Annotated in this window: 23 protein-coding genes and 1 tRNA gene; 12 read left to right on the top strand and 12 right to left on the bottom strand. The window is 66.6% G+C overall.

Annotated elements, in window-relative coordinates; translation table 11 throughout:
* Nucleotides 1-11: 11 nt before the first annotated feature.
* On the top strand, nt 12-1313 hold the full coding sequence (locus tag ACUVYZ_RS13020) for an adenylosuccinate synthase (protein WP_439934904.1): 1302 nt from the start codon (nt 12-14) through the stop codon (nt 1311-1313).
* Between the two features lie 39 nt (nt 1314-1352).
* Here the strand turns inward: ACUVYZ_RS13020 and ACUVYZ_RS13015 are convergent, their stop codons facing one another.
* Genes ACUVYZ_RS13015 through ACUVYZ_RS12995 form a run of 5 tightly spaced genes read right to left on the bottom strand, consistent with a single transcriptional unit; the run spans nt 1353 to nt 6067 of the window.
* A complete protein-coding gene (locus ACUVYZ_RS13015; RefSeq protein WP_439934905.1) occupies nt 1353-1733 on the bottom strand; it encodes a DsrE family protein in 381 nt (126 codons plus the stop codon).
* Between the two features lie 11 nt (nt 1734-1744).
* The gene (locus ACUVYZ_RS13010) at nt 1745-2158 is read right to left on the bottom strand and encodes a DsrE/DsrF/TusD sulfur relay family protein (protein WP_439934906.1); all 414 of its coding nucleotides are present in this window, start codon (nt 2156-2158) and stop codon (nt 1745-1747) included.
* 13 nt (nt 2159-2171) lie between these two features.
* Nucleotides 2172-2498: a sulfur reduction protein DsrE gene (locus ACUVYZ_RS13005; RefSeq protein WP_439934907.1), complete on the bottom strand. Its 327-nt coding sequence runs from the start codon at nt 2496-2498 to the stop codon at nt 2172-2174.
* Between the two features lie 48 nt (nt 2499-2546).
* Nucleotides 2547-4259 (bottom strand): NADPH-dependent assimilatory sulfite reductase hemoprotein subunit, encoded by a 1713-nt coding sequence (locus ACUVYZ_RS13000; RefSeq protein ID WP_439934908.1) that lies wholly within the window; start codon nt 4257-4259, stop codon nt 2547-2549.
* Complete coding sequence (locus ACUVYZ_RS12995) at nt 4259-6067, bottom strand: assimilatory sulfite reductase (NADPH) flavoprotein subunit (RefSeq protein WP_439934909.1); 1809 nt, start codon at nt 6065-6067, stop codon at nt 4259-4261. Before ACUVYZ_RS12995 ends, ACUVYZ_RS13000 begins: the two co-directional genes overlap by 1 nt.
* 334 nt (nt 6068-6401) lie before the next feature.
* Here ACUVYZ_RS12995 and ACUVYZ_RS12990 point away from each other — a divergent pair, with 334 nt between their 5' ends.
* The gene (locus ACUVYZ_RS12990) at nt 6402-6830 is read left to right on the top strand and encodes a hypothetical protein (RefSeq protein WP_439934910.1); all 429 of its coding nucleotides are present in this window, start codon (nt 6402-6404) and stop codon (nt 6828-6830) included.
* Nucleotides 6831-7079: 249 nt separating this feature from the next.
* A complete protein-coding gene (locus ACUVYZ_RS12985) occupies nt 7080-7784 on the top strand; it encodes a helix-turn-helix transcriptional regulator (RefSeq protein ID WP_439934911.1) in 705 nt (234 codons plus the stop codon).
* Nucleotides 7785-8103: 319 nt separating this feature from the next.
* On the opposite strand, the gene ACUVYZ_RS12980 is transcribed toward ACUVYZ_RS12985, so the two are convergent.
* A tRNA-Leu gene (locus ACUVYZ_RS12980) sits at nt 8104-8190 on the bottom strand.
* 50 nt (nt 8191-8240) lie between these two features.
* Here ACUVYZ_RS12980 and rnr point away from each other — a divergent pair.
* From rnr to dnaB, 7 genes are all read left to right on the top strand, one after another.
* Nucleotides 8241-10457 carry a ribonuclease R gene (gene rnr, locus ACUVYZ_RS12975; protein ID WP_439934912.1) on the top strand — a complete coding sequence of 739 codons (2217 nt, stop codon included), beginning with the start codon at nt 8241-8243 and terminating at the stop codon, nt 10455-10457.
* A gap of 4 nt (nt 10458-10461) precedes the next feature.
* Complete coding sequence (gene rlmB, locus ACUVYZ_RS12970; protein WP_439934913.1) at nt 10462-11220, top strand: 23S rRNA (guanosine(2251)-2'-O)-methyltransferase RlmB; 759 nt, start codon at nt 10462-10464, stop codon at nt 11218-11220.
* 93 nt (nt 11221-11313) lie between these two features.
* Nucleotides 11314-11700 (top strand): 30S ribosomal protein S6, encoded by a 387-nt coding sequence (rpsF, locus tag ACUVYZ_RS12965; RefSeq protein WP_439934914.1) that lies wholly within the window; start codon nt 11314-11316, stop codon nt 11698-11700.
* Nucleotides 11701-11706: 6 nt separating this feature from the next.
* The gene (gene priB, locus ACUVYZ_RS12960) at nt 11707-12003 is read left to right on the top strand and encodes a primosomal replication protein N (protein WP_439934915.1); all 297 of its coding nucleotides are present in this window, start codon (nt 11707-11709) and stop codon (nt 12001-12003) included.
* Between the two features lie 4 nt (nt 12004-12007).
* A complete protein-coding gene (rpsR, locus tag ACUVYZ_RS12955) occupies nt 12008-12286 on the top strand; it encodes a 30S ribosomal protein S18 (protein WP_439934916.1) in 279 nt (92 codons plus the stop codon).
* Nucleotides 12287-12303: 17 nt separating this feature from the next.
* Nucleotides 12304-12753: a 50S ribosomal protein L9 gene (gene rplI / locus ACUVYZ_RS12950; protein WP_439934917.1), complete on the top strand. Its 450-nt coding sequence runs from the start codon at nt 12304-12306 to the stop codon at nt 12751-12753.
* Nucleotides 12754-12873: 120 nt separating this feature from the next.
* The gene (gene dnaB, locus ACUVYZ_RS12945) at nt 12874-14262 is read left to right on the top strand and encodes a replicative DNA helicase (RefSeq protein WP_439934918.1); all 1389 of its coding nucleotides are present in this window, start codon (nt 12874-12876) and stop codon (nt 14260-14262) included.
* Nucleotides 14263-14375: 113 nt separating this feature from the next.
* On the opposite strand, the gene ACUVYZ_RS12940 is transcribed toward dnaB, so the two are convergent.
* The 3 genes from ACUVYZ_RS12940 to mnmH all read right to left on the bottom strand — a co-directional run bounded on the left by ACUVYZ_RS12940 (nt 14376) and on the right by mnmH (nt 17407).
* Nucleotides 14376-15797, bottom strand: a complete 1422-nt coding sequence (locus tag ACUVYZ_RS12940) for a PhoH family protein (protein WP_439934919.1) — start codon at nt 15795-15797, stop codon at nt 14376-14378.
* A 28-nt stretch (nt 15798-15825) separates the two neighbouring features.
* On the bottom strand, nt 15826-16284 hold the full coding sequence (locus ACUVYZ_RS12935; RefSeq protein WP_439934920.1) for a peroxiredoxin: 459 nt from the start codon (nt 16282-16284) through the stop codon (nt 15826-15828).
* 64 nt (nt 16285-16348) lie between these two features.
* A complete protein-coding gene (mnmH, locus tag ACUVYZ_RS12930; protein WP_439934921.1) occupies nt 16349-17407 on the bottom strand; it encodes a tRNA 2-selenouridine(34) synthase MnmH in 1059 nt (352 codons plus the stop codon).
* Nucleotides 17408-17508: 101 nt separating this feature from the next.
* Between mnmH and selD the strand changes: the two genes are divergently transcribed.
* Together selD and ACUVYZ_RS12920 are read left to right on the top strand one after the other, a co-directional pair.
* The gene (selD, locus tag ACUVYZ_RS12925; protein ID WP_439934922.1) at nt 17509-18570 is read left to right on the top strand and encodes a selenide, water dikinase SelD; all 1062 of its coding nucleotides are present in this window, start codon (nt 17509-17511) and stop codon (nt 18568-18570) included.
* 81 nt (nt 18571-18651) lie between these two features.
* Entirely contained in the window at nt 18652-19134 is a 483-nt protein-coding gene (locus ACUVYZ_RS12920; protein WP_439934923.1) for an acyl-CoA thioesterase, read from the top strand.
* Nucleotides 19135-19144: 10 nt separating this feature from the next.
* On the opposite strand, the gene ACUVYZ_RS12915 is transcribed toward ACUVYZ_RS12920, so the two are convergent.
* Genes ACUVYZ_RS12915 through ACUVYZ_RS12905 form a run of 3 tightly spaced genes read right to left on the bottom strand, consistent with a single transcriptional unit; the run spans nt 19145 to nt 22376 of the window.
* Entirely contained in the window at nt 19145-20530 is a 1386-nt protein-coding gene (locus ACUVYZ_RS12915; protein ID WP_439934924.1) for a DEAD/DEAH box helicase, read from the bottom strand.
* A gap of 2 nt (nt 20531-20532) precedes the next feature.
* Nucleotides 20533-20904 carry a phage protein NinX family protein gene (locus tag ACUVYZ_RS12910; RefSeq protein WP_439934925.1) on the bottom strand — a complete coding sequence of 124 codons (372 nt, stop codon included), beginning with the start codon at nt 20902-20904 and terminating at the stop codon, nt 20533-20535.
* Nucleotides 20905-20951: 47 nt separating this feature from the next.
* Entirely contained in the window at nt 20952-22376 is a 1425-nt protein-coding gene (locus ACUVYZ_RS12905; protein ID WP_439934926.1) for an RtcB family protein, read from the bottom strand.
* Nucleotides 22377-22502 lie beyond the last annotated feature (126 nt).

The following is a 22502-nucleotide window of genomic DNA, read 5'->3' as shown; positions in this document are numbered from 1 at the left end:
GGATGAAGACCATGTCGAGGAACGTTGTGGTGGTGGGTACCCAGTGGGGCGACGAGGGCAAGGGCAAGGTGGTGGACTGGCTCACCGATCACGCCCAGGGGGTGGTGCGCTTCCAGGGCGGGCACAACGCCGGCCACACCCTGGTGATCGACGGTCAAAAGACCGTCCTGCACCTCATCCCCTCGGGCATCCTGCGCGACGGGGTGGAATGTTTCATCGGCAACGGGGTGGTGGTCTCCCCCCAGGCCCTGGTGGAGGAGATCGACATGCTGGAGGCGGCGGGGGTCGACGTGCGCGGCCGGCTGCGGGTAAGCGAAGCCTGCCCTCTGATCCTGCCTTGCCACGTAGCCCTGGACCGGGCCCGGGAAGCGGCCAAGGGGGAGGCCAAGATCGGCACTACCGGCCGCGGTATCGGTCCGGCCTACGAGGACAAGGTGGCGCGCCGGGCGGTGCGGCTGCAGGACCTGTTCCACCGGGACCGCTTCGCCGCCAAGCTGGGGGAGATTCTGGATTATCACAACTTCATGCTGGCCCATTATTTCCGCGCTCCCACGGTGGATTTCCAGGAAACGGTGGACACGACCCTGTCCCTCGCCGAGCGCATCAAGCCCCTGGTGGCGGACGTGCCGCGGCTGCTCTACGAAGCCAACCGCAGCGGCAAGAACCTGCTGTTCGAAGGCGCCCAGGGAACCCTGCTGGACATCGATCATGGCACCTATCCCTACGTCACCTCGTCCAACTGCGTGGCCGGCGCGGCTGCAGCCGGGGCCGGCGTGGGGCCCAACGCCTTGCATTACATCCTCGGGATCACGAAAGCGTACACCACCCGGGTGGGCGGCGGTCCCTTTCCCACCGAGCTGATCGACGACACGGGGCGGTATCTGGCGGCCCGGGGCAACGAGTTCGGCGCTACCACCGGCCGTCCCCGGCGCTGCGGCTGGTTCGACGCGGCGGCGCTCAAGCGCTCGATCCAGATCAACGGCGTATCGGGGCTATGCGTGACCAAGCTGGACGTGCTGGATGGGGTGGAGAGGCTACGGCTCGCCGTGGGCTACCGCGTCGGCGAGCGCCGCTACGACCTGCTGCCGGCCGGCGCGGACGCCCTGGCGGAATGCGAGCCCGTCTACGAGGAGGTGCCGGGCTGGAAGGAGAGCACCGTGGGGCTGAAGCGCCTGGAGGATCTGCCGAAGGCGGCACGCAACTACCTGGCCCGGATCGAGGCCATCTGCGGCGTGCCGGTGGATCTCATCTCCACCGGGCCCGAGCGGGAAGAGACCATCGTGCTGCGGCACCCGTTCGAGGCGGCCGCCTGATCGGCCCTCGATCCAGGTATCGCCCGGCCGGCGGGGCGGTTACCAGTGCCAGATCTGGTCGTACTTCCCGAGCAGGCCGGCGATGCCGGCGCGGGGGATGGGCGTCAAGCCTTCGATCAGATCTGCTCGATCGATCCCCCGCTCGGCCAGATCCTCGGACACGATGTAGACGTGGACCCCTTTCGCCACCAGCTTGCCCAGGTCCTCGGCGATGCGGGGCGGCTGGGTCTGGACCTCCGCGCCGAAGGCGAGCCCCGAGGCGTCCTGGTTTTTCAAGCCGTAGCTCACTGCGTTTCCCCGCAACAGCACGTCCAGATCGGCGCCGGCGCCCTTCATCGCGTGGGTCAGCCACACGATGGTGTCGTCCTGCTCTTCAAGGGTTGCGCGGTAGGCCGTTTCGATGACGTTGAGCACCTTCATCGCCTTCCTCCTTACTTCGTCGGGATGACCAGGGTGTTATCGGAGGACTCGGCCATTTTCCAGAAGTCGGCCGGGCTCCCCCGGCGCACCCCCTCGATGGCCTCGCCGACGCCCCGCTCATCGACGCACAGCCCGCAGTTCACCCAGTCGAGGCTGCCGCCGTTTTCCTTGGCCTCCTTCATCAGGGCCGCGATCCACTTGCGCGGCAACGGGTGGTTCTCCTCCTCCACGTCCCGCCCGTGCACGGCGTTGGCGTGGGGCGCCTGTTTGGCGAACGGCAGACAGACCGCGCCTTCGTAGGCAAACACGTTGATCCGATAGCCGCGCCGGGCTGCGATGGCGATGAGCCGCAGCGCCGTGGTGCTGCGGGCGTTCTCGTAAGGGGGATCCATCAAGGCGAAGGTCAGGGTTTTGCGGGTCGCCATGGTTTTTCTCCTTTCAATGCCAGAGGGTCTTGGTGCCGGCGGCGAGCTGGTCCACCACCACCTCCAGGTCCGCGGCCGCCACGCCCTCCACCAGGCGGTCTACAGGGATGCCCCGCTCCCGCAGGGAGAACTCGTCGGCGAGCACTGTCACTCCTGCGCGGGCCGTCTCAGCAAGACCCAGGTAGCGCGCTCCGCGGCGGGCCGGCAGCACGCCGTTCTGAACGAGGAACAGGGTGACCTGGTTGCCTTCCCGCGCGAGGTCTCGGGCGAGCTGGTAGTAATTGGAGACGTCGTTGCTATCGAAAGGATCCCGCGATTCGATCAGCAGGTAGTTGGCCATTCGCTTCTCCTTTGGGTTCGATGGCGGAGCATCGCCGGCGCAGGATGCTCAGCTTGGGTCGTGGAATTCCCTGCCGGCGCGTGCGGGCTTCACGTAGCCGGCGCGCACGGCGAAGTCGCCGAAGCGCTCGCCGGGGTTGCGGTTCGCAGCGTAGTGCTCGAGGACAGGGGCGAGGACCTCCACCACTTCGTCTTCCGACAGGTTTTCCCGGTACAGCCGGTTGAGCCGCTCTCCGGTGAAACTCGCCCCCAGGTACAGGTTGTAGCGACCGAGGCTTTTGCCCACGAGCCCGATCTCGGCGAGATACGGCCGGGCGCAACCGTTGGGGCATCCCGTCACCCGCAGCAGGATGGGCGTCTCCTGAAGGCCCAGGTTCTCCAGCACGCCTTCGAGGCGTCCCACCAGGGCCGGGAGCCACCGCTCGGCTTCCGCCATGGCGAGCCCGCAGGTGGGCAGGGCGACGCAGGACAGGGCATTGAGCCGCAGAGCGCTCATGCCTTCCGGAAGCTCCACGCCATGGGCCCGCAAGATCCGGTCGATGGCGTCCTTGTCGGCGGGCTTGACGTGGGTCACCGTCACGTTCTGGTTGGCGGTGAGGCGGAAGTCCCCGTCGTGCCGCCGGGCGATCTCCCGCAAGGCGGTCATGAGCCGCGCTTCCTCGGTGTCTTGGACGCGCCCGCTCATCACGAACAGGGTGAGATGCCAGTTTCCTTCCCGATCCTGGAACCAGCCGAAGGGATCGCCGGTCGAGTCGAAGCGGAACGGGCGGGGCGCCCCCAGGCGCCAGCCGAGCCGCTTCTCCAGTTCCTCCCGGAACCAGTCGAGCCCCCGGTCGTCGAGGGTATACTTGAGTCGGGCGTGCTTGCGGTTGGTCCGGTCCCCGTAGTCCCGCTGGACCTTGACCACCTCCTCGGCCACCTCCACCGCCTTCTCCGGCGGGCAGAAGCCGATCACGTCCCCGAGCCGGGGGTAGGTGGTCGGCTCTCCATGGCTCATGCCCATGCCCCCGCCCACGGCGACGTTAAAGCCGAGAAGCCCTTCGCCCTCGGCGATGGCGATGAAGCCCAGGTCCTGGGCGAACACGTCTACGTCGTTGACCGGGGGCACGGCGAGCCCGATCTTGAACTTCCGCGGCAGGTAGGTCGGCCCGTACAGGGGCTCGTCATCGGGCGGTGCATCGGGCCGGGGCTTCTCGTCCAGCCAGATTTCCCGGTAGGCCCGGGTACGGGGCAGCAGGCGATCGCTGATGGCCTGGGCGACGCGGTGGACCTCCCCGTGCACCGGCGTGAGGTAGGGGTTGTTGTGGCAGATGACGTTGCGGTTGACGTCGCCGCAAGCTGCGATGGTGTTGAGCAGTGCCCGGTTGATGCCGGCGATCAGGGGTTTCAGATGGCGCTTCGGCACGCCATGGAACTGGAAAGTCTGGCGCGTGGTGATGCGCAGCGTGCCGTTGGCGTAGGCACGGGCAAGAGCGTCCAGTGCCAGCCACTGGGCCGGCGTGCACACGCCTCCCGGCATCCTGACCCGCACCATGAAGCAATAGGCGGGCTCCAGCTTCTGGCGCTGGCGCTCCAGGCGCAGGTCGCGGTCGTCCTGCTGGTAGCTGCCGTGGAACTTGAGGAGCTTGGCGTCCTCCTCGGCCAGCGCCCCGGTGACCGGGTCCTCCAGGCCGATGGCGATGGTGCCCCGCAGGAAGTTGCTCGCGGCCTTGAGCGCCTCCTCGGCGGCGAGCTTGAGGCCGAGGGCCGAGGGTTCGCCCATCAGTACACGTCCCGCTGGTAGCGGCCCGCCGCCTGAAGCTCCTTCACGTAGGCGACGGCGTCTTCCCGGCTGCGGCCGCTTTCCCTGCGCACCGCCTCGATCAGGGCTTCGTGCACGTCAGGGGCCATGCGGCTCGCATCCCCGCACACGTAGAAGTGGGCGCCCTCCTCGAGCCAGGCGTAGAGCGCCCGGCTTCGATCCAGCAGGCGGTGCTGCACGTAGTCCTTGGTGGCGCCGTCCCGCGAGAAGGCCACGTCGATCTGGAGGAAGCCTTGGCGGCGGTAGTCCAGCCACTCCCGCTGGTAGAGGAAGTCGGTGCGGAAATGGCGGTCGCCGAAGATCAGCCAGTTGCGGCCCCGGGCGCCCCTCGCCTGGCGAGTCTCGACGAAGGCCCGGAACGGGGCGATGCCGGTGCCCGCCCCCACCATGATGATGGGCGCATCGGGGTCGGCCGGCAGGCGAAAGTTGTCGTTGGCGTGGACGTAGACCGGCACGGTGCCCGTCTCGGCGACCCGCTCCGCCAGGAAGGTGGACGCCACGCCCTTGCGGGTCCGCCCGTGGCTTTCATAGCGCACCACGCCCACGGTGAGATGCACCGTGTCGGGATCGGCCTCGTAGCTGGAGGCGATGGAGTAGAGCCGCGGCTGCAGGGGCCGCAGGGCGCTCAGAAAGTCGCTCCCTTTCAAGCCTCGCACCGGGTAGGCCTGGAGTACGTCGATGATCTCGCGCCCGGCCAGGAACGCCCGCAGCCGGTCCCGGTTTTCCTCCCGGGCGAGCGCCGCCAGGTCGGCTGCACCGGAGAGGGTGGCCCAGCGTTCGAGGAAGGGACGGGTGAGGGTGGTGATCTCGTAGTCGCGAGCGAGCGCCTCCGCCAGGCTCGTCTCGTCCCCCTTGAGTAGCGCGACCGGCTCGGCCCCGTCGAGCCCCAGCGTCGCCAGGATTTCCTCCACCAGCGCTGGGCAGTTGCGGGGGACCACTCCCAAGGCATCACCGGGCTCGAAGACGAGCCCCGAGCCTTCGATCGCCAGCTCCAGGTGGCGCACGTCCTTGGTGGAACCCCGGCCGGTGATCTTGATGTTTTCCGCGAGTCGCGCCGGGTAAGGATTCTTTCGCGTGTAAATGGGTTCGCCCTTCAGCGCCGGCTGAAACGCCGGCCAGGAAAGCGCCGGGACTTGCGCCGGCACCGGACCCGCTTCCTCGGCGAGGCGCCCGACCACGGCCTCGATCCAGGCGGAGGCCGTCTCCTCGAAGTCCACGTCGCACTCGGCGAGGGAGTGCAGCCGCCGCGCCCCCAGGGCCTCCAGGCGGGCGTCGAAATCCCGGCCCGTCTGGCAGAAACGCTCATAGCCCCGATCGCCCAGGGCGAGCACCGCGTATTGCAAGCCTTCCAGACGGGGGGCCCGGCCGCTCAACAGGAATTCGTGGAAGTCCTTGGCGTTGTCCGGAGGTTCCCCTTCCCCGTAGGTGCTGGTCACGATCAGCAGGCGCCGCTCGGCCTTGAGCCGGTTTTTCTTGTAGACGCCCAAGTCTTCCACCTTGGCCCGCAGGCCCGCCTGGGCCAGCTTCTCCTGCAAGCGCCGGGCCAACTGCCTAGCGTTGCCGGTCTGGGAGCCAAACAGGATCGTCACCTCCGGCTGGGCCTCGGTCGCCAGCGCTGGCGCGGCGGCAGGCCGATGGCCAGCGTATAACCCGGCCAGGTAGCCGCTCACCCATGCGGTTTGCTCCGGGGAAAGCCCTTCCACAAGCCGACGGAGGAGCTCGGCTTTCTCCCGGCTCAGGGGAAGGGTCAGATCATCCAGTCGGCTCATGCTCGATTTGTTCGGAGACGCAGCAAAAGGGGCTCGACGCACGCTCGGGCGGAGATCAGGATAACCGCAAGTTATATAATTTCAAAGAATAGAGATTTATTTTTTTATTCTTTTTATGTATTACTTCGAAGGTCGGATGAATCCGGCTGGAAAAATCTCCCCAGGCTTCGGCGGATGCTGCCTGAGCTCGCCTTCCTGAGGGATTCGAGAACAGCGATGGAAAGTTAAAACATATAAAACTTTCCAAAATGTTTTTATATCTGGTAATATGCCTGCGGGTGTGCACATAACCCAAAGATTTCAACTCAGTTTCAGTGAAAAGGAGGATCCGTTCATGACTCGCACATCACGCTTCTTGTTGGCGTTGGTCACGGCATCGATGCTGGCAGCCGGGCCGGGATGGGCCGCCGACATCCATCGTCAGCCCCCCGGGAATTTCAAAAAGGTGAGCACCCTGGTGAAGCTGCCCGACTTCATTCCCGGGCTCGGCACCCTCTACGTGGATCCCGCGACGCTTCCGGTCGGCCCCTTTCTCGGGTACGACAAGCAGGGGAACCTGGTCAACGTGGTCTACATGATCCCCATGACGGACTTTCAGGGGTACAAGGCCCACGAGAACCTGGGCGCGTCGCTGCCGCCGCTGAAGGTGAACCACGTGGACGTGAACTACAACCCCGGGCATCCGGGGGTCGAGGAACCCCACTACCACATCACCCTGTGGCTGATTGACAAGGCGGAAGAGCGCAAGCGCATGCAGCAGTGATGGGTGCGGTCCGGCGGGGCCTGCCGCGCCGGACCCGAAGATCTCGGCGCGAATCGTTTCCTCCCAGCGCTGGGGTGGACGAGTCTCTCTGCATGCCGCACCCCTAGTCGGATCGGTTCGCCACGGCGGGCCGTTTTGGCCATTACAATAGCGCTAGGCGTCTGGCTGATATATACGTCGATTGGTTCCAACCCAGCGCGGCTTTCCCGCTTCGTCGATGATTCGTCTCAGCTCATCGGGAGGGCCGGCATGCCCCCGCTGACCGTGGCTCCCTCAACCGCTGGGACAGCCCCGCTTCAGGCCCTGTCGGAGCCCCAGCAGGGGCTGCTGTGGCTGTTGCAGAGGGAAAAGGACGGCCTCACGGTGGATGACATCGCCGGGCGCCTGTCGGTCACGCGCACCGCCGTACGCCAGCACCTCGCGGCGCTCGAGCGGGACGGCTACGTCCACAGGCAGGTGCTGCGGCGATCCGTCGGTCGCCCGCGCCACGTTTACGCGCTCACCGCGGCGGGTGATTATCTGTTCCCGAAGCAATATCACTGGTTTTCGGCCCTGCTGCTGGAATCCCTCAAGCAGGACATGGGGCAGGAGGGGCTGATCGAGTGGCTGCGTCGGCTCGCCTACCGAGTGATCGAGCAGATCTCGCCCCGGCTCGCCGGGCTCTCGCCACCGGAGCGCGCCGAGGCGGTGGTGCGCATCATGAACGAGCTTGGCTACGACGCCCGACTCGCCGGAGGATCAAGCGAGGCCGTCGAGATCGTCGCCACCAACTGCGTCTATCACGAACTGGCCCGCGCCTTTCCCGAAGTCTGCCATTTCGATTACGCGCTGCTGGAAGGCTTGGGGGCGGTCCAGAGCGTCGAGCACCTGGAATGCATGGTGCGGGGGGGCCGTGTCTGCCACTTCCTGCTCTCGTCGCCCTCGGCGCCGAAGGAACCGGGCCCCCGGGCTTGATTGATTCCTGAGCTTGTGGTCCCTTCGCGAGGCGGTCTCTCCTGAGGGGCTTGAAGCGGGCAGCATCCATGCTCCTTGTCATAGCATGACAGGGTTTCCCGCGAGCACAGGAGATTGCCCGAGACTTCTTCTTCCGCGGCGAGGCGGGTATCATGCGCACACCCGCTGCCGACCGAAACGGGCCCGTGGCGCCGCGATGGGGGAGGGAAGAACAGGGATCGTCCGTGAAGGCGATCGAAGAAGCGGGCTACGCGGAGTTCGCGGGACCGGCCGGGCAGCAGACCACGTCGGTTCGAGATTCGCCCCAGGAGAAATAGGGTGGTGCCGAGAAGAGGACTCGAACCTCCATGGGGTTGCCCCCGCTAGGACCTGAACCTAGTGCGTCTACCAATTCCGCCATCTCGGCACGGCTGGCAGCACTACTGAAAGGTTTTAATTTTAAAGGAACATCGGTCATTGTCAACGAAACCAGCCTCCATCCGCGCACTTGATCCCCAGCTCGAGGAGGAGAAAAAGAAATACGCCCATCCTGTTCCGAGCCGGGCATTGATCCTCCGGCTATTGACGGAAGAGGGGGTGCCGATGCCCCTGGATCGGCTCGCCGCCCGTCTCGACATCAAACCCCACGAGCGAGAGGGGTTCGAGCGACGCCTCGCCGCCATGGAGCGCGACGGCCAGATCATCCGCAATCGCAAGAACGCCATCTGCGTCGCCGGCAAGCTGGGCCTCATCAAGGGCACGGTCGAAGGGCACCCCGACGGCTACGGCTTCGTGATCCCCGACGAGGGCGGGGGCGACCTGTTCCTGAGCCCCCGGGAGATGCGCAAGGTGCTCCATGGCGACCGGGTGATGGTGCGCGAGGCCGGGGTCGATCGGCGCGGCCGGCGGGAGGCCACGGTGGTGGAGGTCCTGGAGCGGGCCAACCGGGAGGTGGTGGCTCGGCTCCACGTCGAGCGGGGCGTGCGCTACGCCGTGCCGGAGGACCGGCGCATCAGCCAGGACATCCTGATTCCCGAAGGCGACGACCTGGGGGCGCGTCCCGGCCAGATCGTGGTGGTGGAGATCCTGGAGCAGCCGAGCGAGTACACCCAGCCCATCGGGCGGGTGGTGGAGGTGCTCGGCCATGCCCTCGATCCCGGCATCGAGATCGAGATCGCGGTGCGCAAGTATCACCTGCCCCACGTGTTCCCGCCCGAGGTAGAGGAGGCGACCAAGGGATTTCCCCCGGACGTGGAGCGGCGGGAGCTGCGCGGCCGGAAAGACCTGCGATCCCTGCCTCTGGTCACCATCGACGGGGAGACGGCCCGGGATTTCGACGACGCGGTGTATTGCCGGCGGGAGGGCAAAGGCTTCCGGCTGTGGGTGGCCATCGCCGACGTGAGCCACTACGTGCGGCACGGCGATCCCCTGGACCTGGAAGCCCGCAAGCGGGGCAACTCGGTCTATTTTCCCCGGCGGGTGATCCCCATGTTGCCGGAAGTGCTGTCCAATCACCTGTGCTCCCTCAATCCCCGGGTGGACCGCTTGTGCGTCGCCTGCGAGATGCAGGTGGACGCCCGCGGCGAAATCGCCGAATATGCTTTCTACCCGGCGGTCATGCACTCCCATGGCCGGCTAACCTACACGGCGGCGGCTGCCGCCCTGGCCGATCCCGGGGGCGAAGAGGCGCGAGCGCTCGAGCCCCTGTTGCCCCATCTCCAGGATCTCCACCGCCTGTACAAGGTTCTGGCGGCGGCCCGGCTCCGGCGGGGCGCTATTGATTTCGAGACCATCGAGACCCGCATCGTCTTCAACGAGGAAGGGCGCATCGAGCGCATCGTGCCCGAGCAGAGGAACGACGCCCACCGGCTGATCGAGGAGTGCATGCTGGCGGCCAACGTGTGCGCCTCCGACTTCCTCGACCGCCATGGCCATCCCATGCTGTATCGGGTACACGAGGGACCGACGCCGGAGAAACTGGAGGCGTTGCGGGATTTCCTGCGGGAGTTCGGGCTCTCCCTGGGCGGAGGCGACGCGCCGACGGCCAAGGATTACGCCCGGCTGCTGCAGAAGATCCACGGCCGGCCCGACGCGGGCCTGCTGCAGACGGTGATGCTGCGCTCCCTCCAGCAGGCGGTCTATAGCCCCAAGAATGCGGGGCATTTCGGCCTCGCCTACGAGCGCTACACCCATTTCACCTCGCCGATCCGGCGCTACGCCGACCTGCTCATCCATCGCGCCATCAAAGCGGCGCTCAAGGGAAGACGCTACTCCCCGGGCAACTGGGAGGAGATCGGCCGCCATGTCTCCTTCACCGAGCGGCGAGCGGACGAGGCCACCCGGGACGTGGAGAACTGGCTCAAGTGCTACTACATGAAGGACCGGGTGGGCGAGGTCTTCGAAGGCACGGTGAGCGCGGTGACCAGCTTCGGGCTGTTCGTTTCGCTGGACAACGTCTATGTGGAAGGTCTGGTACACATCTCCGAGCTGGGCAACGACTACTTCCAGTACGACCCGGCGCGGCACCAACTGCTGGGAGAGCGCACGGGGCGGCGGTTCCGGCTGGCGGACCGGGTACGGGTGCGGGTGGCCCAGGTGGACCTGGAGACGAGCCGCATCGACTTCGTCCTGGCCGAGGACGTGCCCGAGCAGCGCCGAAGGAGAGAGCCCGCCCGGCGCGGCCGCCGGACCTGAGACGATGGGGCAGACGCTGGTCTACGGTTTCCACGCAGTGCTCGCCCGCCTGCGCCAGGACCCCCAGAGCGTGCGCACCCTGTACGCGGAGGCGGGGCGCGACGACCGGCGGATGCGGGAGCTGCTGACTGCGGCGGAAGCGGCCGGGGTGCGGGTGCTGCGCGTGGAACGGGGCCGTCTGGACGGCCTGACCGGGCGCGCGGCGCATCAGGGAGTGGTGGCCCAGGTGGCGTCCTGGCGGGCGACGGCTTCCTTGGAAGAGCTGCTGGAAAAGCTCGCCGAGCCTCCTCTCCTTCTGGTGCTGGACGGGCTGCAGGATCCCCACAACCTGGGGGCCTGCTTTCGGGTGGCCGACGCCTTCGGCGTCCACGCCATCGTGGCGCCCAAGGACCGGGCCGTGGGATTGACGCCCGCGGTACGCAAGGTGGCGAGCGGGGCCGCCGAGACGGTTCCCTTCGTGACGGTGACCAATCTGGCCCGCACCCTGGAGACCCTCAAAGCACGGCGGGTATGGGTCTGGGGCGCGGATTCCGCGGGAGAGCGCCTCCCCTCCGAGCTACCGTTGGAGGCGGGCGCGGCCTGGGTGCTCGGAGCGGAGGGTCAGGGGCTGCGGCGACTCACCCGGGAAAGGTGCGATGCCTTGGTGCGCATCCCCATGCGCGGTCAAGTGGAGAGCCTCAACGTGGCGGTGGCGGCGGGGATCTGCCTGTACGAGTCTCGCATGCGCCGCGCGGGGCTCGCCAAGGCGCAGCTAACGCCTTGATCGATGGAAAAAACATCCGTATAATGCTTCGCCCTTATCACCTTGCCCCACCGGTTTCGCATTGCCGGGGGGCTTAACCCATAAGGAGTCTCAATGCGGCATTACGAGATCGTGTTCATCGTCCACCCCGATCAGAGCGAGCAGGTGCCCGCCATGATCGAGCGGTACAAGAGCATGGTGACCTCCCGGGGCGGAAAGATCCACCGCCTGGAGGACTGGGGACGGCGGCAACTCGCTTATCCCATCGAGAAGGTGCACAAAGCCCACTACGTCCTCATGAACGTAGAGTGCGACCAGAAGGCGCTGGACGAGCTGGTGCACAGCTTCAAGTTCAGCGACGCGGTGCTGCGCCATCTGGTGGTGAAGATGCGAGAAGCGGTCACGACCCCTTCTCCCATGATGAAGGAGGAAAAAGCCCGCGCCGTGGCCCCGGTCCGGGAGGAGGACAAGCCGGCCCACGCCCAAGAGGGCGCGGGCTGAGGGGCGGTGAATCAAGTGGTGCTGTCGGGGTGGGCCGCCGCCCTGTCGCCCCTGCGGCGCACGCCCGCAGGGATTCCGGTCCTCGACTTCCGCATTCGCCACGGTTCCGAGCAGATGGAAGCGGGCCATCCGCGCCGGGTGGAGGTCGAGGTGGAGGCGGTGTGCGTGGGGTCCCTGGCAGAAAGGATCGCCGCCGCGGGGCAGGGGCGAGAGGCGCGGTTCGCCGGGTTTCTCGCCCGGCGCCGGCCGGGCAGCCCCCAGATCGCGTTGCATGTCACTGAATTCGAATTGTTGAAGGATTGAAGCCATGGCACGTTTCACGCGTACAGGAAAAGGCAAGGGCGGCTCGCGCCGGGAAGGCTCCCGGGCGCTATTCCGCCGGCGCAAGTTCTGCCGTTTCACGGCGGAAGGCGTCAAAGAAATCGATTACAAGGACATCGAGACACTGAAGGATTTCATCAGCGACACGGGCAAGATCATCCCCGCCCGGATCACCGGGACCAAGGCTCGCTACCAGCGCCAGTTGTCGGTGGCCATCAAGCGGGCCCGCTTCCTGGCGCTGCTGCCCTATACCGATCTGCACTGAGCTGAGGAGGCCGCCCCATGCAAGTGATCCTGATGGAAAAGGTGGCGAACCTGGGGGGATTGGGCGACGTGGTCAAAGTGAAAAACGGCTACGCCCGCAACTACCTTATTCCCTCGGGCAAGGCGAAGCGGGCGACGCCGGAAAACCTCAAGGAGTTCGAGGCGCGCCGGGCGGAGCTGGAACGGATCCAGGCCGAGGCCCTGGCCAAGGCCCAGGAGCAGGCCGCCCGGCTCGAAGGTTTGCAGCTCGTGGTCGCCCAGAAGGCCGGGGTGGACGGCAAGCTGTTCGGCTCCGTCACCAACGTGGACGTGCGCGACGCCCTCAAGGCGAAAGGGTTCGACGTGCCCAAGGCCGCGATCCGCATGCCCCACGGGCCCATCAAGCAGACCGGCGATCATCCCGTCACGGTGGTGATGCACTCCGACGTGGCGGCCCACATCACGGTGTCGGTGGTTCCCGAAACCTGAGCGTCCGTCGCGCCGGAAAAAGGGCTGCTCGCAGCCCTTTTTTCTTTTCGGCGCCGCCGGGAGTAAAATCCCCGGCAACCCTTGTCGAGCCTCATCCCGTCGACCTTGCGTTGACCCCTCATGGCCCAGGCCTCACCGACCATCGCCCACGACGCCAAAGTCGATCTGATCAAGCTCCCTCCCCATTCCCTAGAGGCGGAGCAGTCGGTATTGGGAGGCATCCTCCTGGACAACACGGCCTGGGACAAGATCGCTGACCTGGTCACCGAGAACGACTTCTACCGCCAGGACCACCGGCTCATCTTTCGCCACGCGGGATTGCTGATCGAGGCGGGCAAGCCCGCCGACGTGATCACCGTGGCCGAATCCCTCAAGAGCGTGGGGGAGCTGGACGCGGTGGGCGGACTTCCCTACTTGGTGTCCCTCGCCCAGAACACGCCCTCGGCCGCCAACATCCGGCGCTACGCCGAGATCGTGCGCGAGCGCTCCATCCTGAGAAAGCTCGCGGAGGTGGGGGTGGAGATCGCCGAGTCCGCCTACAACCCCATGGGACGCTCCGCTCCCGAGCTGCTGGACGCCGCCGAGCAGAAGGTTTTCGTCATCGCCGAGGCGGGGGCGCGGGGACGCCAGGGCTTCCTGGACATGCAGCCGCTGCTCAAGCAGGTGGTGGAGCGCATCGAGCTGCTTTACAGCAATCCGACCGACGTCACCGGCATCGCCACCGGCTTCACCGATCTCGACCGCATGACTTCAGGCCTGCAGCCCGGGGACCTGGTGATCATCGCGGGCCGCCCCAGCATGGGGAAAACCTCCTTCGCCCTCAACATCGCCGAGCACGTGGCCCTGGAGCTCAAGAAGGCGGTGGCGGTCTTCAGCATGGAGATGGGCGGCACCCAGCTCGCCTTGCGTCTGCTCGGTTCGGTGGGACGGCTGGATCAACACAAGGTGCGCACCGGCCGGCTCCAGGACGACGACTGGCCCAAACTCACCCATGCCTTGGGCAAGCTCAACGAAGCGCCGCTCTACATCGACGAGACCCCGGGGCTCAACGCCCTGGAAGTGCGCGCCCGGGCCCGGCGCCTGCACCGGCAGCACGGGGGGCTCGGACTGGTGGTGATCGACTATCTGCAGCTCATGGCGGCCCACTCGGCGTCCCGCTCCGAAAACCGGGCCACCGAGATCTCGGAGATCTCCCGGGCCCTCAAGGGCCTCGCCAAGGAGCTCAATGTCCCCGTGGTGGCCCTGTCCCAATTGAACCGCAGCCTGGAGTCGCGTACCGACAAGCGGCCCCTCATGTCGGACCTGCGTGAATCCGGCGCCATCGAGCAGGACGCGGACCTGATCCTCTTCATTTACCGGGAGGAGGTCTACAACAAGGACACCCCCAAGGCCGGGATCGCCGAGATCATCGTCGGCAAGCAGCGCAACGGCCCCATCGGCACCGTCGAGCTCACCTTCCTCAAAGAATTCACCCGGTTTGAGAACTTTGCGGATCCGTCTCGTTATTGACGGAGCCGCACAGTTCCTGCGCAGGCTAACCTGCACAGCAGGTTATGCCGAAGCTTAAACTTCGCCGAAGGCCCCGTTCGTGGGAGAAGGGGCCCTTGTGGGAAAAATCGCGATCAAAGGACTTCCCCGGCGTAGTCGGCCAGCCGGGAACGCTCCCCCCGTTGCAGGGTCACGTGGCCGCTGTGGGGCCAGCCCTTGAAGCGGTCCACCACATAGGTGAGGCCGGAGCTTCCCTCGGTCAAGTAAGGGGTGTCGATCTGGGAGATGTTGCCCAGGCATACCACCTTGGTGCCGGGGCCGGCCCGGGTGATGAGGGTCTTCATCTGCTTGGGCGTCAGGTTCTGGGCCTCGTCGATGATCAGGAACTTGTTGATGAAGGTGCGGCCGCGCATGAAATTGAGGGACTTGATGCGGATGCGGGAGCGGATCAGGTCCCGGGTGGCGGCCCGTCCCCAGTCGCCGGCGTCCTCGTCCGTCTTGTCCAGGACGTCCAGGTTGTCCTCCAGGGCCCCCATCCAGGGCGTCATCTTCTCCTCCTCGGTGCCGGGCAGGAAGCCGATGTCCTCCCCCACCGGCACCGTGACCCGGGTCATGATGATCTCGCTGTAGCGCTTCTCGTCCAGGGTCTGGGCCAGCCCCGCGGCCAGGGTGAGCAGGGTCTTGCCGGTGCCGGCCTGCCCCACTAGGGTGACGAAATCGATCTCCGGGTTCATGAGCAGGTTGAGGGCGAAGTTCTGCTCCCGGTTGCGGGCGGTGATCCCCCATACGCTGTTGCGGGCGTGGCTGTAGTCGCGCAGGGTCTGCAGCACCGCCGTCTTGCCGGAGACCTCCTTCACCAGGGCGTAGAAGGGCTTGTCCTGCTCCTGGTAGACGAACTCGTTGACCAGGAAAGTGGAGCACAGGGGCCCGCGCACCCGGTAGAAGGTGACACCGGACTGCTGCCACGATTCCATCTCCCGCCCGTGCTTGTCCCAGAAATCTGCCGGCAGCTCCCGTACCCCGCTGAAGAGGAGATCGGTGTCCTCCAGCACCTTGTCGCTGAAATAATCCTCGGCGGCGAGCCCCAGGGCCCGGGCCTTGATCCGCATGTTGATGTCCTTGGACACCAGAATCACCTGGCGCTTGGGGTGGAGCTGGTGCAGGTGCATGACCACCGCCAGGATCTGGTTGTCCGCTTTGCCGCTCGCCAGGGTGGGCGGAACCTCCGCGCCGACGGCGTTGGTTTGCAGGAACAGCCGTCCGGTCGCCTCCTTGGCGCCGGTGGCGTCCAGGGGGATTCCGTCCTCGATGTTCTGGGCGCGGCTCACCATCTCGCCCAGGTAGCGGCTCGCCTGGCGGGCGTTGCGCGCCACCTCCGACATCCCCTTCTTGTTGTTGTCCAGCTCCTCCAGCGTCGCCATGGGGATGTAAATGTCGTGTTCCTCGAAGCGGAACAAGCAGGTGGGGTCGTGCATCAGCACGTTGGTGTCCAGGACGAAAAGCTTTCTGGGCGAGCACAGCCGGGTCACGACCGGCGCCGGCTTTTTCTGCGTCATGGGGAGTCGGGGTTTCGAGGGCGTGGATTTACCGGAGGGTCTTGATGAAGTCCAGGACTTCCTGGGCGTGGCCGGGTACCTTGATCCCGCGCCACTCCCTGCGCAGCACGCCCCGGGGGTCGATCACGAAGGTGCTGCGCTCGATGCCGCGCACCTGTTTTCCGTACATGTTCTTCGTTTTGATGACGCCGAACAGCGCGCACGCCACTCCCTCGGCGTCGCTCAGCAGGTCGAAGGGCAGGTCCAGGGCGGCTTTGAAGCTTTCGTGGGATTTCAGGCTGTCGCGGGAGATCCCGACGATCTCGCAGCCCAGGGACTGAAACTTGGGGTAGAGGTCGCGGAACTGCTGGCCTTCGCTGGTGCAGCCGGGCGTATTGTCCCTAGGATAAAAATAGATGACCAGCGGTTTACCCCGCATGTCGGACAGCCGGAAGGTTTTTCCGCCGGTGGAAGGCAGCTCGAAATCGGGAACGGGCTGGTTGAGCATGGACGCTCGAGGGAAAGGGTGAAAAAAGATCATTGTTGTAAAAACAAAAGGGAATGGCAAGCGCTCAGACGATGCATCCGAGGAGCTCCCGGGCCGCCCGGTCGAAATCCCCCTCGTTGGTGCCCTCGATCCGGACCCGCAGCGCGGCCGGGAGGCGGGGATAGTGCTGCAGGGTGGAACGCCGGTAGGCGGGATCGTAATGGGCAGCGAGCAGGGCACCCACGAAGGCGGGCCAATCCTCCGCCGCGGCCAGCCGCTTCCACGCCTCGATCCGCTCCCGCCCGTGGAGGGGGATCAGGCAATCCAGCCGGGCGCAAAGGGCCTGGCGGTCTTCCAGGAAATGGCGGTATTCCTCCAGCAGGAGGGCGATGCGGTCGGCCATGCCGGTTTCCACCTCCACGCACTCGGCGGACCACATGGCGGCAATGAGCGCCTCGGGCACCCTGAGGTTGCCCACTTTCTTGCTTTCCGCTTCGACGAATACGGGCTGGGACGGATCCAGGCGGTGGAGCCCCTGCCATACCTGGCTCTCGAACATCTTCTGGGAGGGCTGGGGTGCGTCGGGCCGGTCCCCCAGCACGGAACCCCGGTGCCGGGCGAGCCCTTCCAGGTCGAGCACCTGGGCGCCGGCGCGGGCCAGGGCCTTGAGCAGCCGCGTCTTGCCGGAGCCGGTGGGGCCACACACCACGCGCCAGCGGAAAGCGGCGGGCAGGCGTTCCAGGTCGGCCAGCACTTGGCGCCGGTAGGCTTTGTAGCCGCCTTCGAGCTGCTCCGCTCGCCAGCCGATCTCCCGTAACACATGCACCAGGGCGGCGCTGCGCTGGCCGCCGCGCCAGCAATAAACGAGGGGCCGCCAGTGGCGGGGACGATCCAGTAGAACCGTCTCGATGTGCCGCGCCACGTTGCGGGAGACCAGCGCGGCGCCCAGCTTCTTCGCCTCGAAAGAGGAGACCTGTTTGTAGAGGGTGCCGACGCGGGCCCGCTCCGCGTCGTCCAGCACCGGCAGGTTGACAGCGTCGGGTACATGGTCCTCCCGGTACTCGGCGGGGGAGCGCACGTCGATGACCTCGTCAAACTCGGCCAGGTGTGCTACGGTAATCCCCTTCAAACGCGCGGTACTCATTTCGGTGCCGGCCGGGCATGGCGAGCGCGACGCGGGTGATGCGCGGCGGCCGGCCGCCTAGTCTACCGTTTTTCGATTCGCAACCGAACGCCCTGTCACCCATGAACGATATGACCGATCCGGGCTCCATCCGGCTCACCCAGTACTCCCACGGCGGCGGCTGCGGCTGCAAGATCGCACCGGCCGTGCTGGCCGAGATCCTGTCCCGCTCGCCCCTCGGCATTTCTCATCCCGATCTCCTGGTGGGCGCCGAGTCGAGCGACGACGCGGCCGTGTATCGCCTGAACGACGAACAGGCGCTGGTGGCCACCACCGACTTCTTCATGCCCATCGTGGACGACCCCTTCGACTTCGGGCGGATCGCCGCCACCAACGCCCTCTCGGACGTCTACGCCATGGGCGGGCGGCCGGTTCTGGCCTTGGCGGTGGTAGGCATGCCCATCGACCGGCTCCCGGTCGCCGTGATCCAGCGCATTCTGGAAGGCGGTGCTTCCGTGTGCCGGGAGGCCGGGATCCCCATCGCGGGGGGGCACTCCATCGACGCGCCGGAGCCCATCTATGGGCTCGTGGCCTTGGGGCTGGTGCATCCCGAACGAGCGAAACGCAACGACGCCGCCCATGCTGGCGACGTGCTGATCCTGGGCAAGCCCCTGGGAATCGGCATCCTGAGCGCCGCCCTCAAGAAGGGCCAGCTTTCCGCGGAAGGCTATCGGGAAATGATCGCTACCACCACGTGCCTGAACACGGTGGGCGCGGCCCTGGCCGAGCTGTCCGAGGTGCACGCCATGACCGACGTCACCGGTTTCGGGCTGCTGGGCCACCTGCTGGAGATCTGCCGCGGCTCCCGGCTTCGGGCCCACGTCCAGTTCGCCCGCCTGCCGGTGCTCGGCACTGCCCTGGATCTCCTGCGCCAGGGCTATGCCACCGGCGCTTCCGGCCGCAACTGGGCGAGTTATGGCAGCGCGGTCGCGCTGCCCGAGGGTTTGCCCGAGTGGGGGCAGAAGCTTCTTACCGACCCCCAGACGAGCGGCGGTCTTCTGGTGGCGTGCAGTCCAGAGGCGGAAGAACAGGTGCTGGAGCTCTTCCGCCGGGACGGCTTCGCCGCGGCGCGAACCATCGGCCGGCTGCAGGCCGGGTCGCCGGGGATCGACGTTTTCGCCTGATCCCGGCCAAGGGCGGCAGGCCATGGGCGCTCGGAACTCATCCCGCCCGCCGGGCTCGCGCCCCGACCGGCAGGTAAACCGATGGCCGCTTCCCCTGGCTGCCCCCGACGGGAGCCTGGAGGTGATTCCGTGACCCGGACCGAGCCCCACAGCCGGGATCATTACCGGCACTTCCTGGAAATCACCACCCGCTGGATGGACAACGACGCCTACGGGCACGTGAACAACGTGATCTACTACGCCTACTTCGACACGGCGGTGAACCGCTACCTAATCGGTGCGGGCGTGCTGGACATCACCTCGGGCCCGGTGATCGGACTGGTGGTGGAAAGCCAGTGCCGTTATTTCAGCCCGATGGCGTTTCCCGATACGGTCCACGCCGGTCTGCGGGTCGCCCATCTGGGCAGGAGCAGCGTGCGCTACGAGGTGGGCATCTTCCGCAACGACGAGCCCTTGGCTTCCGCCCAGGGCCATTTCGTCCACGTGTACGTGGACCGCGTCCACCGGCGGCCGGTGCCCATCCCCGTGCCCATGCGAACCGTCCTGGAGCCTCTGGCGGCCTGAGCGCCGGCCCTCAAGCCTTCTTGGTCGGCATTCCCCCGAGCAAGGCGGGAACCGGCCGCTCCAACCGCCGTCGCCGGTGCCCATGGATCGGGGGAAGGGAAGGTGCTCCACCCGCGTCCCTAGCGGGAAGCGCCTCGGCGGCCAAGGCGGGGGGCGGGGGAATCTTGGATTCCGTCAAGGGCGCCACGTGCCGCTTCTCGTGGACCTCCCGCTCCCGATGGGGACGGCGGCCGCCCGGTGCCGTCCGTCCTGCGGCGGGGGCGAACGCTGGGAGGGTTTCTCTGGGTATTGGCCGTTTGAGGAGGCGCTCGATGGCGGAAAGGTATTTTTCCTCTTCCGGCGCCACCAGGGAGTAGGCGTCCCCGGTCATACCCGCCCGCCCGGTGCGGCCGATGCGGTGGACGTAATCCTCTGGGTGGTGGGGCAGCTCGAAGTTCACCACGTAGGGGAGCTCTTCGATGTCGAGCCCCCGGCCGGCGATATCGGTGGCGACCAGCACCCGGATCTTCCCCGCCTTGAAGTCCGCCAGGGCCTGTTCCCGCTGGATCTGGGTCCGATCGCTATGGAGCGCCACCGCCTGAACGCCTTCCCGCTCCAGGGCCCGGGCCAGCCGGTTGGCCCCGATCTTGGTGTTGACGAAGACCAGCGCCTGGCGCATGCCCCTGGCCTCCAGGAGGGACTTGAGCAGCGCCCGCTTGTGGGCCGAGGCCACGGGAATGACCGCCTGTTTCACCAGCTCGGCGGGGGCGTTGCGGGGCGCGACCTGTATCCGCACCGGATCCGTTAGGAAGGAAGAGGCGAGCCGCACTACGTCCTCGGAGAAGGTGGCCGAAAACAGCAAGTTCTGCCGCCGGGGGGGCAACAGCCCCAGAATGCGGCGGATGTCGGGTAGGAAACCCATGTCCAGCATCCGGTCCGCTTCGTCCAGCACCAGGATAGCCACCTGGGAGAGATTGACCGTACGCTGGTGGACGTGGTCCAGGAGCCGTCCCGGGGTCGCCACCAAGATCTCCACCCCCCGGCGCAGCGCCTCGATCTGGGGATCGATGTCCACGCCCCCGTAAACCACGGTGCAGCGCAAGGGCAGGCGGGCGCCGTAGATGCGCACGCTTTCCTCCACCTGGGCCGCCAGCTCCCGGGTGGGCGTCAAGATGAGGGTCCGGACGGGATGGCGGGCGGGGGAAGCGCTGGTGTTGGCCAGGGGACTTAGCAACTGCAGGATGGGTAGGGTGAAGGCGGCGGTTTTACCGGTCCCGGTCTGGGCGGCCGCCATGACGTCTCGGCCGGCCAGCACCAGGGGGATCGCCTGGGCCTGAACCGGAGTGGGCGCGGCGTAGCCCTGACTGGCGACCGCCTCGAGCAGTTCGGGGATGAGACCTAGATCGGAAAATTGCATCGCTATTCGTCGAATTCCACTTCTTCTCCGTAGTGCCGAACGACCAGGCTGCGCATGGCGGCGATCAACGGCGTGGGGCCATAGGCCACCGCCATCCCGTCCTGGGAAGCCCGCCAGCCACCCACCACTGCGGTCACCGAGATCCGGTGTTTTTCCAGCAGCGGGCCTCCCTGGCGCCAATCGGCGGTCGGGCGATAGTAGAAAGTCCTTCCGCTGTCGGTGGTCTTGAAGAAGGTCTGGGCGGTCAGGTCCAGGTGAAAGCCGGCCTGATCATAGGGACGGTCGGCGGCCCTTTCCTCCACCCGCTCCGCTTTGGCTACCAGGAAATCCAGGTAGAGGGTGGGCAGGGCTTCGACCCGGTATCTCCTCTTCATTCCGCCCCTTAAGGATAAAGAAAAATGCCTTCCAACGCCATAAAAAATCAGCCTTTTATGCAGACCTTGGGCCGCAGGAACGCCACCCGTCGGGCAAGATGGGCGGCTTCGGTCACTTCCGCCACCGTGTCCACGTCCTTGTAGGCGCCCGGAGCTTCCTCCGCGGCGCCGCGCATGGACTTGGTTCGGATCAGGATGCCCCGGCCCCGCAGCTCGTCGATCAGCTCCCGTCCTTTCCACCGCTGCAGCGCCTGCCGCCGGCTCATGGCGCGCCCGGCGCCGTGGCTGGCGGAGCTGAACGCCGGGTTGTCGGAGACGCCGGCCAGTACATAAGAGCCCGTGCCCATGCTGCCCCCGACGATTACTGGTTGCCCCACCTCCCGATAGCGGGGTGGGAGGCTGGAGTGGCCGGGACCGAAAGCCCGGGTCGCCCCCTTGCGGTGGACATAAAGCCCGCGCTCGCCCCCGTTGACTCGGTGCCGTTCCACCTTGCAAGTGTTGTGGGACACGTCGAAGAGGGTTTCCAGCCGCGCGCCGGGCACGACCCGCCGAAACGCCTCCCGGGTCAAGTGGGTCAGGATCTGGCGGTTGGCCAGGGCGCAGTTGATGGCGGCGTTCATGGCCCCCAGGTACTGTTGCCCTTCGGGCGAGCGGATCGGGGCACAGGCGAGCTCCCGGTCGGGGAGCGGGATGCCGAGGCGGCCGGCCGCCTTGGCCAGGGTGACCAGGTAATCGGTCCCGATCTGGTGGCCTAGCCCCCGGGAGCCGCAGTGGATGGAAACCACGATCTGCCCTTCCGCCAGGCCGTAGGCCTGGGCCGCCTGCCGGTCGTAGATGCGCTCCACCACCTGCACTTCCAGGTAATGATTTCCGGAGCCCAGGGTTCCCATCTCGCCCCGCTGCCGCTTCTTCGCCAGCTCCGACACGTTCTCCGGATGGGCGCCTTCGACCCGTCCGTGCTCTTCCACATATTCCAAATCCTCGGGCGTCCCGAAACCCCGCTCCACCGCCCAGCGGGCACCCCCCCGCATTACCTGGTCCAGCTCGGGAATGGAAAGCTTGAGGGACCCTTCTTCGCCGACCCCGGCGGGGATGGCGCGAAACAGCTCGTCGGCCAGGGGTTCCAGGGAGGGCGCTAGCGCCTCCAGGGTCAGGTTGGTGCGCAGGCAGCGGATGCCGCAGGAAATGTCGAACCCCACGCCGCCGGCCGAGACGACGCCCCCTTCGTCCGGATCGAATGCGGCCACTCCACCGATGGGGAACCCGTAACCCCAATGGGCATCGGGCATGGTCATGGCCGCGCCCACCAGACCGGGAAGCCGGGCCACATGGGCGATCTGTTCCAGCACCTTTTCGTCCATTGCCTCGAGCAGCGCCCGAGTGGCGAACAACCTCACCCGGGAATGGGCCGGATCGGCACCGGCCAAGGTCCAGGTGGTTTCGTTCAACGGTTGCAGTCGATCCAGTTTCATGATCGTTGCTCTCTCAACGGGTTGATTCGCGCCTCCCGGGTGAGTTCCAGGTCGGGCTCCAGTAAGCTCGCGAGTCCACCGGGTCTCCGAACGGCGGGATTTCCCGCGGACCGTCCCAAGAGGACG

The organism is Pelomicrobium sp. P1 (genome assembly GCF_052805615.1).
The sequence above is the reverse complement of the archived record's forward strand: the minus strand, read 5'-3'. Positions and strand labels throughout refer to the sequence as shown.